13 protein-coding genes are annotated in these 13,932 nt (G+C 51.6%); all 13 read right to left on the bottom strand.

The features are described 5' to 3' along the window. Nucleotides 1-179 precede the first annotated feature (179 nt). Nucleotides 180-947, bottom strand: a complete 768-nt coding sequence (locus WKI47_RS02085) for a flagellin (RefSeq protein WP_340225533.1) — start codon at nucleotides 945-947, stop codon at nucleotides 180-182. Nucleotides 948-1,106: 159 nt separating this feature from the next. After that, nucleotides 1,107-1,337: a carbon storage regulator CsrA gene (gene csrA / locus WKI47_RS02080; RefSeq protein ID WP_340225532.1), complete on the bottom strand. Its 231-nt coding sequence runs from the start codon at nucleotides 1,335-1,337 to the stop codon at nucleotides 1,107-1,109. Further along, a complete protein-coding gene (fliW, locus tag WKI47_RS02075; protein WP_340225531.1) occupies nucleotides 1,337-1,783 on the bottom strand; it encodes a flagellar assembly protein FliW in 447 nt (148 codons plus the stop codon). The genes csrA and fliW overlap by 1 nt, the downstream gene beginning before the upstream one ends. A 92-nt stretch (nucleotides 1,784-1,875) precedes the next feature. After that, entirely contained in the window at nucleotides 1,876-2,781 is a 906-nt protein-coding gene (flgL, locus tag WKI47_RS02070) for a flagellar hook-associated protein FlgL (protein WP_340225530.1), read from the bottom strand. A 21-nt stretch (nucleotides 2,782-2,802) separates the two neighbouring features. Further along, a complete protein-coding gene (flgK, locus tag WKI47_RS02065; protein WP_340225529.1) occupies nucleotides 2,803-4,395 on the bottom strand; it encodes a flagellar hook-associated protein FlgK in 1,593 nt (530 codons plus the stop codon). A gap of 19 nt (nucleotides 4,396-4,414) precedes the next feature. Next, nucleotides 4,415-4,915 (bottom strand): flagellar protein FlgN, encoded by a 501-nt coding sequence (locus WKI47_RS02060; protein ID WP_340225528.1) that lies wholly within the window; start codon nucleotides 4,913-4,915, stop codon nucleotides 4,415-4,417. Nucleotides 4,916-5,025: 110 nt separating this feature from the next. Continuing rightward, nucleotides 5,026-5,295: a flagellar biosynthesis anti-sigma factor FlgM gene (gene flgM / locus WKI47_RS02055; RefSeq protein WP_340225527.1), complete on the bottom strand. Its 270-nt coding sequence runs from the start codon at nucleotides 5,293-5,295 to the stop codon at nucleotides 5,026-5,028. A 193-nt stretch (nucleotides 5,296-5,488) separates the two neighbouring features. Continuing rightward, complete coding sequence (locus WKI47_RS02050; protein WP_340225526.1) at nucleotides 5,489-5,893, bottom strand: TIGR03826 family flagellar region protein; 405 nt, start codon at nucleotides 5,891-5,893, stop codon at nucleotides 5,489-5,491. Between the two features lie 162 nt (nucleotides 5,894-6,055). After that, nucleotides 6,056-6,883, bottom strand: coding sequence for a ComF family protein (locus WKI47_RS02045; RefSeq protein WP_340225525.1), 828 nt, complete (start codon nucleotides 6,881-6,883; stop codon nucleotides 6,056-6,058). Continuing rightward, nucleotides 6,880-8,556: a DEAD/DEAH box helicase gene (locus tag WKI47_RS02040; RefSeq protein ID WP_340225524.1), complete on the bottom strand. Its 1,677-nt coding sequence runs from the start codon at nucleotides 8,554-8,556 to the stop codon at nucleotides 6,880-6,882. The genes WKI47_RS02045 and WKI47_RS02040 overlap by 4 nt, the downstream gene beginning before the upstream one ends. Before the next feature lie 645 nt (nucleotides 8,557-9,201). Beyond that, the gene (locus tag WKI47_RS02035; protein ID WP_037287163.1) at nucleotides 9,202-9,927 is read right to left on the bottom strand and encodes a response regulator; all 726 of its coding nucleotides are present in this window, start codon (nucleotides 9,925-9,927) and stop codon (nucleotides 9,202-9,204) included. Beyond that, nucleotides 9,899-11,095, bottom strand: coding sequence for a sensor histidine kinase (locus WKI47_RS02030; protein ID WP_340225534.1), 1,197 nt, complete (start codon nucleotides 11,093-11,095; stop codon nucleotides 9,899-9,901). Before WKI47_RS02030 ends, WKI47_RS02035 begins: the two co-directional genes overlap by 29 nt. 72 nt (nucleotides 11,096-11,167) lie before the next feature. Then, nucleotides 11,168-13,855, bottom strand: a complete 2,688-nt coding sequence (locus tag WKI47_RS02025) for a stalk domain-containing protein (RefSeq protein WP_340225523.1) — start codon at nucleotides 13,853-13,855, stop codon at nucleotides 11,168-11,170. Nucleotides 13,856-13,932: the final 77 nt, after the last annotated feature.

Raw genomic sequence — 13,932 nt, 5'->3', positions numbered from 1 at the left:
CCAGGAATATGCGGTAAAATTCACTGCACGTCTTCCCGTTCCTTATTGTATTTATCGACCTGAAGGATTTGGTTGTGAAGAGTAAATCAAAAAAATTCTAATGCCTCAGATTTTTATTTTCATAAATAAATCTTCATTAAAAAACCCCTTCCGGAGAAGGGGAGCTTTTCAGTCCAATATTAACGAAGCAGCGACAGTACGCCTTGCGGCGACTGGTTGGCTTGCGCCAACATCGATTGCGATGCTTGCAGCAAGATGTTGTTTTTCGACAGAGCAACCATTTCTTTCGCCATATCCGTATCGCGGATACGCGACTCCGACGCCGTCAGGTTTTCCACGGTTGTTCCCAGGTTGTTGGACGTGTATTCCAGTCGGTTTTGCACTGCACCGAGGTTTGCGCGTTGCGTTGCTACTTTTTCAATAGCACCGCTCACATTGGACAACGTGGTTCCTTTGTTAAGCCCTGCAAAACCACCGGTGTCGATGCCGGCAATCGAGATTTTGAAACTGGAGTCATCGGCTTGAACGCTCACGTTCGAAGTGATTTTGATTCCGTTGAACTTTGTATTCGTCATGATGCTGTCGATTTGCGAACCCAACGCATCCAACTCGGCATTGATGTTCGATTTGTCGCCAGAACCGTACGTACCGTTTTCTTTTTGCACGTTCAGTTCTTTCATCCGGCCCAGCATCGAGCTGACTTCGTTCATCGCGCCTTCCGCCGTTTGCGCGAACGAAATGCCGTCCTGCACGTTGCGTTGAGCTTGTTCCAAACCGCGGATTTGTCCGCGCATTTTTTCCGAGATCGACAGGCCTGCCGCGTCATCGGCCGCACGGTTGATCCGCAGTCCCGAAGACAGCTTTTCCATGTTCTTGCTTGCTGCGGCACTGTTCAGCCCCATGTTGCGGTGCGTATTTACTGCCTGAATATTGTGGTTGATAATCATGATAATGTTTCCTCCCTGAGTTGTTTATTCCCACATCCGTGTGGTTGTTTTAGCTTGAGTTGCTCGCAGTTCATTGCTCTGCGCCGCTTCCCCTGCCTTAATATATATCGTTCTCTATTCCGATTTCATGAATAGCTTTTTCGAATTCCCTTATTCTTTTTACTCTTTTTTTGCATGAGCCTGAAGCAAAGCGAGAAACTGCTTCGGATCGATCGCCGCGCTCTCGTTATTTTCCTGAACCGAGGCTAAAATCTCTTTGCGGAAAATCTCGATTTGCTTAGGAGCTTTAATCCCGAGCTTGATCGTATCGCCTTCCACGGAAAGAACAGTCAATTCAATATCGTCGCCGATGACGATGGACTCGCCTTTTTTTCTCGAGAGTACCAGCATTACGATTCCCCGCTTTCACTTTGGGATGACGGATTCAATAGGTGCTTGGTTTGATAAGCCGTATTTTGCAGTACGATCTGTCTGCCCAAACGATCCGAAACATTGAATACCAAGGGTGCCAACATATTAATCGTCGTTCTGGCCGGATTGCTGTTCCAGGTCACAATGCAGCGAATCGCTACACCCTTTTCCTCGGCGATGCTCAGCTCTTCGATCAACTCGTCAGAAAGCTCGAATTCGTAATCAGGAAAATGAGTAAAGGGATCAGTAACGATGAACGCCAATTCTGCCTGATCAACGGCCTGCAGATAACTATACGTATCGTCCACATCGCATAACACGTATTCCGTAACCTCTTCAAAACCGGGGATTCCTTTAGGGAATGTAATCAGATCTTCTTCGCCTACCGTTAATTCACCCAAGTGAACCGATTGAATTTGTACCATGTAGATCCTCCTCGCGATTTAAAAAAGCTACAGACCGTTGTCCATAGCTTCAGATTATCTTTTTAAACCTCAAATTTCAACATACCAACCTCTTAACGCATGAAGTCTATCAAAGAAGAACTCATAATATTCGCCGAAGATTTAAGCGCAGCTTCATAAACGGTCTGAGCACTTGTTGCTTTGATTAATGCTTCCGCAACATCAAGATCTTCTGTCTTCGATAACAAAGTCGTCGTGTTCTGTTCCTGATCCAACAAACGGCTATTCACCAGTTCAACACGGTTCGTACGCGCTCCGACTTCCGAACGCGCCGCAAGCATTTTATTCGTTCTGGACTCTACACCGCTCATTTCTGCCGTAATTGCCGATTGATCTCCTGACTTCATGGCTGCAATCACACGGTCCATAGAAGCAAATACGTTATCCGCATCGCCCTTCATGCCAAAAAACTCATTGCCCGATGTGTTGATCTGAAATTGGATGTTCTCACCAATCACGTACTTCACTGCAGTATTATCAGTTTCAACTTGAGCATAATCAGTACCGTCTGCCGTTGGATAAGGCATATCTCCATAAGATTGGCCGTTAAAAATAAATTTACCGCCGAACTTGCTGTTGCCGATATCTACAAGCTGTTTCTTAAGCTGTTCTACTTCGTTCGCGGCAGCTTCCATATCTGTTTCCGAATAAGTCCCCGTGCTGCTCTGCACCATCAATTCCTTCAACCGGGTCATGACATCCCCCGCACTCCCCATCTGGCTGTCTGTTTCGTCCAGCCAGCTCTGCGCCGTATCCGTCGCACGCTGGAACTGCTCGTTGCCTGCCAGCTGCGAACGATAGCGAAGGGCATAGGTCACGCCTACAGGGTCGTCGGAAGGCTTGTTGATTTTACGTCCCGAAGAGATCTGCTGCTCCAGGTTATCCATGTTATACAGATTGCGGTTCAGGTTACCGAGGAGCGTCGAGCTCATCATGTTCGATGTCATCCGGATGGTCATTGTATTATTCCTCCCCTAAAATTAGCGGCCGACCGTACCGGTGCCGTTGATGAGTTTATCTAGCATTTCGTCGAAGGTCGTCATGAATCTCGCACTTGCGTTATAAGCCTGCTGGAATTTCACCAGGTTCGTCATTTCTTCGTCCAGGGACACGCCGCTGACCGATTGCCGCAGCGTTTCGACCTGGCTCGACAGATCCGTCGCGTTTTGCGCCTGACGCGCCGCTTCTTTGGACTGCACGCCGAGCTGACCCGTGATCGAGCTGAAATAATCGTCGATGGTCACCGGAGTCGAAGCGGCGGCGCCAAAGTCAAACTTCGTGCTTTTCATGTCCGCCATGATCAAAGCGAGTCCCGCGTTGCCCGTCACGACCGATTCGCTCGTCGTGCCGACTCCTGTTACCCGGAAAGACGATGCGATCAGGTTCGGGTTGCTTTGGATTTGCGAATTCAATGTGATGTTGCCTGCCGTGATCGCGCCGCCCGCGCTGCCGGAAGTGAACAGGTCGATCCCCGCCGAAGGCGTCGTGCCGTTGATGGTATAGCCGATTTTCATCAACCCGTTGATGCCGTCGACTTTGACTTTCGTATCGCTTGCCAGCGTACGGTTGCCGGCCGTGTTGGAATACGTTGTGCTCGTCTGCGTTCCGTCCGCGTTCACGACGTTCAGCGTCGTGCCGTCCGGAACGACGCTGCCCGCGGGAAGCGTGATTTCGAATTGGCCGTTCGCAAGGGTATTCGCCAACGTGTCCAATTGCGCACGGTAGTCCACGACGTAGTCGTCGCGCGAAACAAACATGCCGTACACTTCGCCTTTGTTCAGCGTTCCGCCGTCGTAGGCAGCCTTCAGGCTTGCTTCCGTTACGGGAGTCACGGTAGTACCGGCTACCGCCACGTTGCCGCCGAGCGATACCTGATAGCCCGTATCCAGCTTGGTCACCGTCACGTTCGCGATCTTCGACAGCTGATCAACCGCGTAGTCGCGTTGGTCGCTCAAATCGTTGGCGTTGTTGCCCATGTCTTCGACTTTTTTGATACCCGCGTTCAGATCGGCGACTGTTTGCAGCAGCGAGTTGATCTCGGTCGCTTTCAAGTTGATGTTGGCCGTGATATCGGTCGTCATCGCGTCAAGCTGCTTGGCGGTCTGATTCAGGGAATCCGTCATCGCAAGCGTCGTTTCTTTGATGATTTTCCGGTTGGTAATATCCTGTGGGTCTTTACTGAAGTCCGACCAGGCCGACCAGAAGTTGTTCATGACCGTGCTAAGCCCCGATTCCGAAGGTTCGTTTACGATCGCTTCCAGCTTGCTGAGCGTTTCCTGACGTACCGTCCAGCCGCCCAGTCCGCTGTTCTCGCTGCGGAACTGATCGTCCAGATACGAATCGCGCACACGCGAGATCGAAGTCACTTCAACGCCGCTGCCCAGTTGCCCGGCACTTGTCCAGTTGCGCAATCCCGGCATTTCAAAAGCGCTGGTTGCCTGTGTCTTTACGACTTGCCGCGAATAGCCTGCCGTGCCGGCATTCGCGATATTATGTCCGGTCGTGCTCAGCGCGGTCGTCTGTGTATAGAGGCTTCGCTTGGCCGTCTCCAGGGAATGGAATGTCGATGTCATAGGTTCTCTCCTTTACTCGTTAACCGCGTCTGTCGAACATGCCCGAGCTTCCGTAACCGTAGCCCTGGGAAGCCGGGTGCTGATACGTGACGTCTTGCTCGGGGCGGTGCGCCATGAGTTCCATGGAAAAGTCGATAAACGACAGCGCCTGTTCGATCAGTTGGCGGTTCATATCATTGATTTGCTTGAGACGCATCAGCGTATCCGAAAGGCGAGCGTGCACATCCAGCAGTTCCCGTTTCTCGTCCGGATCGAAAACCAGTCTTGAAATTTCGGCAATCGTCAGCTTTAGCCGGGATTTGATTCCGCGTTCCTGCATAAAAGCATAAGCCAGTTCCGCACGCAGCTCGTCTTCCGTCTGGATCCGTTTCAACAATTTCGACTCGCGATTCATCGTAGCGATAAACGCGTCGATTTCGTTTTTGATCACGGCTTCCTTTTTCGTCTCCGCGATTTCGATCATTTCGAGATGGGAACGGTTCAGCTGCTCCAGCTGTCCGATCAACTGCTTCAGTGCCAAGATCGTTCACCTTTCTTTCCGATTATTTTAAAAAGAGGACTTCCCCAAAAACGCCGGATGTACCGGGTTTCTGAAAAAGTCCCCCATTCCGTTATAACCTTTATCGGTTATTATCCGAGATATGGTAAGAGCTTTTCGGCAATTTTATTTGCGTCTACCGAATAAGTGCCGGCCGCTACTTGTTGCTTCAAGTCCTGGATACGTGCTGCGCGTTCGCTGTCGGCCGGTTTATTTGCTGCTTTCAGCATATCCATCGCCTCCGTGGAAATCGTCACTTCGTCTTTGCGCACCGCTTTTTTCGTTTCTTCTGTGCGTTGCGTCTCTTGCGTACGTTGGTAAGGGTTCACGGCTGCAATTCTCGAGGGTTCGTTGATTTTCATAATATGTTCAACCTCCTAAAGGTTTGAGTTTTCGCTGAGTAAGTAAAAGCACCGATAAGCTTATACTAAGTTTATCGGCGCCTGTTCAAACATTGTTTAGAGCTATTTAAGAAAAAAATTTAAATTGTCAAGCGTAAATTTGGACTATTTCTGTTTCCTTGTTCCTATTGCTGGGTAGACAGGCACGGATTTTTTAGTCGTTTCTAAACCGATCCACAGCTTTGTACGCGCCGCTTGATGTATTCTTCTGAGCCTTGGGCTGTTCTTTGGCCGCTTCGCGCAAATCGCCCGTTAATTTTGCGCGGCATGATTCGCATATATTTCCTTCGTGAATAAAAGTTCCGCACACTTCGCAGCCGTAACTCAGGTTAGGCGCGCTCGCGGTCGAAATGCGTCCTTCGCGGATAAATATCGTGATCTGCCGTATGCTAACGCCGGTCTCGTCCGACAATTCCTGCATATGGGCACCTTTATTGTCCCGCAAATACTTCACGCATGCTTCGTACTCGTTCTCGATATCTTTTAAGCAGTTTGCGCAAACTCCTTTATAATTCATCACAAAAACCTTGCCGCAGCGCGGACAATTCGCCAAATTCATCTTGAGGGCGCCTCCTTCGTGTTCGTAGCCGGCGTTGAAATACCGCATAACCTTATATATCGGATAATCTTCTCATGAGTTAAAGGTTCTGCCTGCTAGCTTGTCAAAGATAAGTTAGTACTTCTATCATTTTAACGCAAAGCGCATACATTACAAGCGCTTTTACGAGCGCGCAAGTGTCAGACTGTAGACAAGCACGGGCCGATCGAGTACGTTTTCCAAACCTTTCAATACCGAAGCGCATACCGCTGCCGTCGTGCCTGTCGTGTAAATATCGTCTACAAGCAGGACCACAATAGGAAAAGACCCGCCGGGGCGTTTTGGACTTCCTATTGCTTCCCATTTTTGAAAGCCCCCGGGGTCTAAATTAGGAAGCAACGAAAAGGCATCGTCCAAATTCCGCAAGCGTTCGGCGCGGCTTTTAAAACTTTGCTTGCCCGTATGCACGTTTCGAATCAGCAGATCGCGCGCAGGAAGCTTCAGTCGTTTCGCCAACTTGCGGGCCATGAGTTCGGCTTGGTTGAACCCCCTCTCTTGGAGGCGCTTTTCGCTCACGGGCACCCAGGTGATAAGATCGGCTTTGAAAACATGCGATTTGAATCGTGCCCGATGCGCCGCTTCAGCTCTGCCGACTTCTTCGCGGCACATTCGGCGGTACGCCTGCTCCAGCATGATCGAAAAAGGCTCTGCCAACCGCTCGACGCCTCCGTATTTGTACGCCGAGATCCACTCCCGCATCGTCGCATCATATTGAACGGCGCTACGGTTGAGGGCAAAAGCCCTTGCTTTCGCTTCGGGGCGCTGGCAATCCGGACATCCCTGTGCCCGCCCGCATACGACGCAACGCGGCTTAACGATCCACGGAATCCGGCTGGCGCAACGTTCGCAGAGCAGCGGAAGCATCAGTCCGAGCTTGGCCGATTGGCCGCAGACCAGGCAATTCTCGCGGGTCGGCATCAGTAAGGTGCGCAATACGTTCCCGATACTCATCGCTTGGGCTCCGAGCTTTTTCGAACAGACATCCAGGGCAACGCAAGCGGACGAGCATACTGAGGCAGCAGAAAAGGACGAGCCAATCGGTTCATCCGACGAATCTGACGACAGGCTCCGGTCTGCGCTTTCGTTTTTTGAACGGCTGCAAAAACGACTTTTCCTGTCGGATCGTCCGCTGAACGTCCCGCACGGCCTGCCATCTGAACCAACGAGGCTTCGTCAAACAATCCACTGTCCGCATCCAAAATGTAGACGTCACTGCGCGGAACCGTCACTCCTCTTTCCAATATGGTCGTCGTGACCAGCATTCTCAGATCCGTGGCGCGAAAAGATAACACTTTGCCTGTTCGTTCTTCGTCCTGCGAAGAAGTCGCCCCAACCGCAATCCCCGGAAAAGCAACACGCAATAACGCCGCCAGCGGCTGTGCAAAAGCGATTTTCGGCACGAAAATAAAAACCTGCGCCCCTCGCTCCAACGATACTCGCCATTTTCGCAGCAATACATCGGGCAGGCGCTTTTTCCGCAAACATTCAGACAAGGAACTCGCGCGCAGCAGCACCGGAACAGGCAGCGGATGACGATGATAGCGGACCGGCACTTTCGCGCAAGCCAGACGCCCTTTGCGCACCAGTGACTGAAGCTGCTTAGGCGGCGTTGCCGACAGATAGACGGTTTTTCCGCCAATAGCCCGGCACCGTTCCGCAGCATAAGCCAACATCGGATCGCCGTGAAAAGGAAACGCGTCCAGTTCATCAATCACGACCAAATCGAACGCCTGCACAAAACGCAGCACCTGGTGCGTAGTCGCCAACGTCACCCCTCCGCGCCGCCAACGCTCCTCGCTGCCTCCATACAGAGCAACCAACGTTTCGTTCGGAAAAGCTTTGCGCAGGCGCGGAGCCAGTTCCAACACTACATCACGCCGCGGCGTAGCCACTAACACACGGCCTCCCTGGCTGCGCACCTGCTCGATTAACGGAAACAACATCTCTGTTTTGCCTGCTCCCGTCACTGCCCAGAGCAGAAACCGGCTACTTGGATCTTTGGCGGAATAGCCGGAGGTGTCGGATCTCGGATCATGTGGCAGTACGCTGGACTGAATTTGTTGCCAGATACGACTTCCTTTTTCTGACGTTTCTATCGACTTGGCGAAAAGGGGCCGTGCACCGCTAACCTTCGATTCCAGAAAACGCACGGCTTGTTCGGAAGCTTCGATCTGTGCCGGACTCAGCTTCCAATGCAGGAGCCTCGTCCGCAAATCCGTTTGGGTCATCGGTTGAGCGTTGAAAACGCCAGAAGACGCTTCCGCGTCTTTCTCCTGCGGTATACCTGATACCAGCACTTCACAAGAACGGCTTCGTCCAAGCGCACGGCAAGCCTCGCACCTCGCGCACACGGATGAGCCGCATGAACCGCAGGGGCCTCCGCTGGCAGCGCTGCCGCAACGCACACAGTAATTTAGCGTGCTCCCATGCTTCGTTTTGACCGCATTCTCCAATCGGATAGTTCCCTGCAAGTACGCAAACTGGGCTATGGATCTCCACTGTTTTTCCAACGCGGGATCAAGCTCCTTCAGCATGGATTCCACTTCTCCACCGAGCAGCGATCTTCCTTTCATTTCTGGAGCCAACCGTTCTGCGGAAACATGCAACCCTCTCAGCCAGTTCATAGCTTTCGCTCCGTCTAACGACGGATTTCCGAGAACCGATATTGCCGTATCTTTTTCCTTACCTATATAGGCGATGCCTGACAACTGTTCAAAATGGGCTAGATCCGTTGTATGTAACACTTCGGTCAGACCCGACTGGATGGTTCGAATCCAATCTGCATGGTTCCAAGTTTTCACGCACAAATCGAGCTGGCATCCCGCCAATTGAGTGGCCCATTGCAAAGGCATTCCCTGGGAAATGAGACGGAAAAATACCGATTCTGTCTCTCTGGCTTGTTGAACGCCCCACCAGCATCGATCTACGTTCAAATCAAGCGACATATAACATCTCAGACCATCCGTATCTCCTGCAACATACACCCCCGCTTTCATTTCCATTCCCCCAATAAATTTTTTAAAAAATCCAACAAAAAAAGCACACCCTTTGCGCTCTTGCGAGCGTATAAGGAGTGTGCTTCATTCCTGATCATACGTTATTTTCTTCACTTGCTAACTTTTACCGAACCGTGCTTTTTGCAAGATCGGTCCCATTACGCTGCCTCAACCTGCGTGCAGAGCTGCTTGATGTGTTGGGTATGAGACAGAGACAACGTACCGGGAAAAATCATCAATTCCCTACTTTCGTCCGTAAAATGAAGGCTTTGCTTAAAGTGTGACCCAGCCCATCTTGATTGCGTTGATAACGGCTTGCGTCCGGTCTTCAACCTCCATCTTCTGCAGAATGCTGCTGACGTGGTTTTTAACCGTTTTCTCACTGATAAACAAGAATTCTCCGATGGCTTTGTTGCTTTTGCCTTCGGACATTAGACGCAGCACTTCGGCTTCACGACGCGTAAGCGGGTTGTCTTCGCCGCCGATGAATTTAACGCCTGCTTCTTCATCCTGGACCCCTTCAAACATGGCGCCGCGTTCGTTGACAAAGGTCATGCGTTGAAGCTGTTGAATCAGTTTGCCCGTCACTTTGGGATGAATATAAGCGTGGCCGGCCGCTACGCTACGAATCGCATTGATGAGCGACTCTGCTTCCATGTCTTTCAAGAGATAACCGCTGGCTCCCTTGCGCAGCGTCTCGAAGACATAGCTTTCATCGTCGTGAATAGACAGCATGATTACTTTGATGTCCGGGAAAATCTCGCGGAGTTTGGCCGTAGCTTCCACACCGTTCTCGTTGGGCATGTTGATGTCCATCAGGATCACATCAGGTCTGTAGGCGTTACAGAATTCCAGCACTTGAATGCCGTCGCTGCACTCCCCGATAACCTCAATATCATCCTCCATGTTCAAAATCCTTTTCAATCCTTCACGGAACAATTGGTGATCGTCAGCCAAAAGCACTTTAATTTTAGGTTGTTCCGAGTTCATGCTCTCCATCTTCATACCCCTTTCCATTTTCTACATTCGTCGGGATATGGATCACGATTTTGGTTCCTTGATTCTCGGCTGATTCGATCTCCATTCGTCCCTCAAGCAGCTCGACTCTTTCCCGCATTCCTATCAAACCGAAGTGCGCATGCTGGTTCGCCTTTTGTTCCAAGATATCCGTGTTAAAGCCGCGTCCGTTATCCCGAATCGAGATTTTGACAAGCTGCGTCTGGTAGGCAATCTCGACGACGACATGAGTAGGATCTCCGTGCTTGGCCGCATTGGTGAGCGCCTCCTGAATCAAGCGGAAGACGGCGGCCTCCATCGCGGAAGAGAGCCGGTACTCTTTGCCTCTCGTCTCGAATACGGTGCGAATCCGGTTTTTGTCCTCGTAGTCGCGCGTGTACTTGCGAAGCGTCGGAATCAATCCGAGGTCGTCAAGCGCCATCGGTCGGAGATTGAAAATGACTTTGCGAATCTCTTCCAGGCTAAAACGCACCTGCTTTTTGAGATCTGCCACTTCTTCTTGAACGCGGCCGTAATCTTGCTTGCCCAGCATGCGTTCGACGATTTCGGTCCGGAGCGCCATATTAGCCATTAGTTGCGCCGGACCGTCATGAATTTCTCTGGAAATGCGTTTGCGTTCTTCTTCCTGAGCCAGAATGATTTTCAAGCCGACCATCTGGCGGGTTTTTGCGGATTCCAACATTTTGGTTGCCTGTCCGACTTCTCCGCCGGACAAATATTCGGTGACGACACTCATTTGCGACCCCAGCGCCTCGGCGCGTTCAATCGAACTCGTGGCATTGCGCACACGAAGATGAAGCTCGTCTCGACGGGCTCGCAAATAAGCTTCTTTTTCCCTATACACCGAAAGTTCCAATTGGAACTGCGTAGCCCGCTCATAGGCCTGCCGAATATCATTCTCCGTATATTTAACGAAATCCCGACTCACTTCCGTGAGCCGGATACGGGAAAGACGGAATTTCCCTTCGAGATCATCGACCATATCGGCCGTGTCCGAAGTTTCCTTAATGACCTTCTGCAGTTCTTCGGTGAGCGAGTTGAGTTCGGCGCGGGACTGGTCCAATATCTCAAAAATTTGATACTTGCTGTCTTCAACGACTTGGATGGTATTTTTGATGACTCGGTTCAAAGCATCCGCTTGGAAATCCACGGGCAAAATCGACTCCATTCTCTCCGGCGTTCACCTTATTGTCAAACAGGTGATCGTTCAGAACCTATCGTATCATGACTCGATAGTCACAGTCTTCGTTTCTTGTTCCCATTTTACACGCAATCCAAGCTGCTCGGAAACCAGTCTTACAGGGACTAAAGTCCTATTTGACACGCTTATCGTCGCCGAATCGGAAGTTTTGCGTTTGCCGTTTAGCATATAGTCCTTTTTATTCAAATTTAATACAAGAAGCTGGTCCCCGCGCAAAACGGAGATCGAGCCGGTTTTCGCTTCCCAGCCCGACGTTCCTCCGAACGCGTCCGTGATGTATTTGACCGGAAGATAGGTGACTCCGTTACGCACGACGGGCGATACGTCCATCGTGCTCGCTTTGCCGTTCGTCAGCAGCGTTTTGGAACCGACAGTCATCTTCGCGCTCACGCCAGATGGAAGCCCCAATGAGCTTGCGTCTGCCGGTGATGTCGTTTTGATGTTGTCAATTTCCACAAAGCCGCTTGCCGAACGCTCATCTTGTCCTTCTGCCAAATTCACTACATAGATTCGTTTCACTTTGGCGGGATACGCAATTGTGCCATACTGGTTCAGGTTCACGCTGAGCGTTTTCCAACCTGTAAAGTTCAGGCTCTTCGCCAGGTCGACGTAGATGGTCTTTCCATCAGCGCCGATTACCTCGGCCCGGAGCCAGTTGTAGCTATTATCACCCAACACATCCAGACTCAGCGCACTTGCGCCTGATGTCAGCGTTTTGCCCGACGAGCCGTTCAGGTTGATGTAGGCATACTTGTTCCCCGTACCTGCGGTTGTATCGTAATCCAGACGCAGTACCTTCGAACCCGAATGCGTACCGGTACCCGACTTGATCTGGACTTTGCCAGTTACTGCGGATGGGCTGCCTGTAAATGACAAGCCATAGGCGACATTTTCAAAAGTTTCCCAATCCGTTTCTTGTACATCGGCAAGCGTCAGCATGGTTTTGAATCCTTCATAGCTGGCGATCGCGTAGCCGACTTTCGCTCCGCTGTTCACGGACGTCACATTCAACGCACCGTCTTTGATGCTTCCCTTGAAACCGACAAACTCCCAATCCAGCGCAGACGGATCAATGCTGACCGTATTGCCGGATTTTAAAGTCGCGGTTACAGACAATGGCACAACCGTGCCTGCTTTAAGCGAAGCGGATGCTGCGCCCAGACTCAAAGACGAGAGGGAATCGGCCCCCAGCACTTCCACCTGAAGAGTCGAGCTGACTCCATTGCTGGTCGCGGTCAACGTGGCTGTACCTGCTTTTTTCGCCGTCAATGTATTGCCGTTCCAAACGACGTTCGAATTGCTCGATTTCCATGACGGATTGATGTTCGACGCCGCGATCGGGTTATAGTACGTATCATAGCCCTTCACGCTGTAGCTGGCCGATTCTCCGATTAACAGCTGCGTTTTGCCACTCACGGCAAAGCCTTTCAGCTTGCCTTCCGGAGCAGTCGTGTACACGCCCAAACCATTTACGACGCTGCGTTGAGTCTGGCCGCCGTATTCCGTCGTAAACGTAAGCTGAGCCTGTTCTTCGCCCAGCGGACGCGACACCATCGTGGTTGAGCCGCCTCCGTCCAGATTGAGTCCTTTCCAGATGCCCAGGCTTGTCATAAAGCTCTGAAGCTCAGTCAAAGACATGCCGCTACTGCCATCGTTATCCTGAACCGTAACGATATAGGCGTAACGACCGCTTTGCGAGTAGCCGAGTGCTGTACGCGCCCGGTAGCCGCCGATCGAATCGACATTCCGTGAAAACGATGTGGCTTTTCCGTTATCGACCAGAATGGTGTGACCGCCAATCATGACTTCGAGCGAGGCCGGATCAAGCTTTTGCCCCGTCGTTTTGGACACGAGGCTGTAATCGGTTTGGACCTGTGCACCGACCGTCAGATGCTCCTTCATGTAAGTCGCTGCCGTTCCGTGCGCGCGCAGGATGTATGCCCCTTGCGGCACGGTGCCTTCCAGGGCTTTGTTTAGCGACACTTTCGTCACGACACCGTTTTCCACCAAAGCCTCGGAAGGAATCGTCGCGCTGTTTTTTGGACGTTCGGCATTGCCCCAAGCATCCGTATAGATGTACATCGCATTGACATGGCTGTAGCCCCCGTCCGGTTCAGGGCTGTAGGAAACCAGGTTGATCCCTGCCAGTTCCAGCGATTGCCCGTCGCTCGACTTCACGGTGCCGGAAAAATCATACTGGTCGATCACCGGCTTCCGGTCTTTGGTCACGCCGAATGCGTACATCCCCTTAAGTTCGGACGGGCTGGACATCAATACGCCGTTCGACACCTGTGCCCCCATCGGAGCGCCTTCAGCTGCCGTGTTGAAATAATCGCCGTTTACCCCCGCTACGGCATCGGTTTCTTTGGCCATGCCGCTAACGGTTTGCAGCGTGGTGAACTTTCCGCCTTTTCCGGTCATGACATCCAGCTTAACGTACGGATTTTGCAAATCAACCTGAATGACGCTGGCCAGACCGGTCGCTGTTTTCCCTGAACGGGGTACGGAGTATTTATAGGTTAACAGATTCGCGCCGGACGTGATGATTTCTTCGTTCGTTTTGTTGATGGAGACGGCTGCTGCCGCAGAGGCCGTTTGCGTCCCTGTCAACGCTCCCCAGCCCGGCACAGCGAGCGGCTGCACGACCAATGCTCCGGCCAGTACGGCAACCATCCACTTTTTCCCTAACTTTTTGCCCTGCTTATTCATGATGTTCGGTTTCGCTCCCTATCTGTACAGATTCGTTCGCGTATGTATGACTAACAACTTCGAGGCCAATATACGCC

It is taken from the genome of Saccharibacillus sacchari (genome assembly GCF_037722395.1).
Classification (GTDB): domain Bacteria; phylum Bacillota; class Bacilli; order Paenibacillales; family Paenibacillaceae; genus Saccharibacillus; species Saccharibacillus sacchari_A.
The sequence above is the reverse complement of the archived record's forward strand: the minus strand, read 5'-3'. Positions and strand labels throughout refer to the sequence as shown.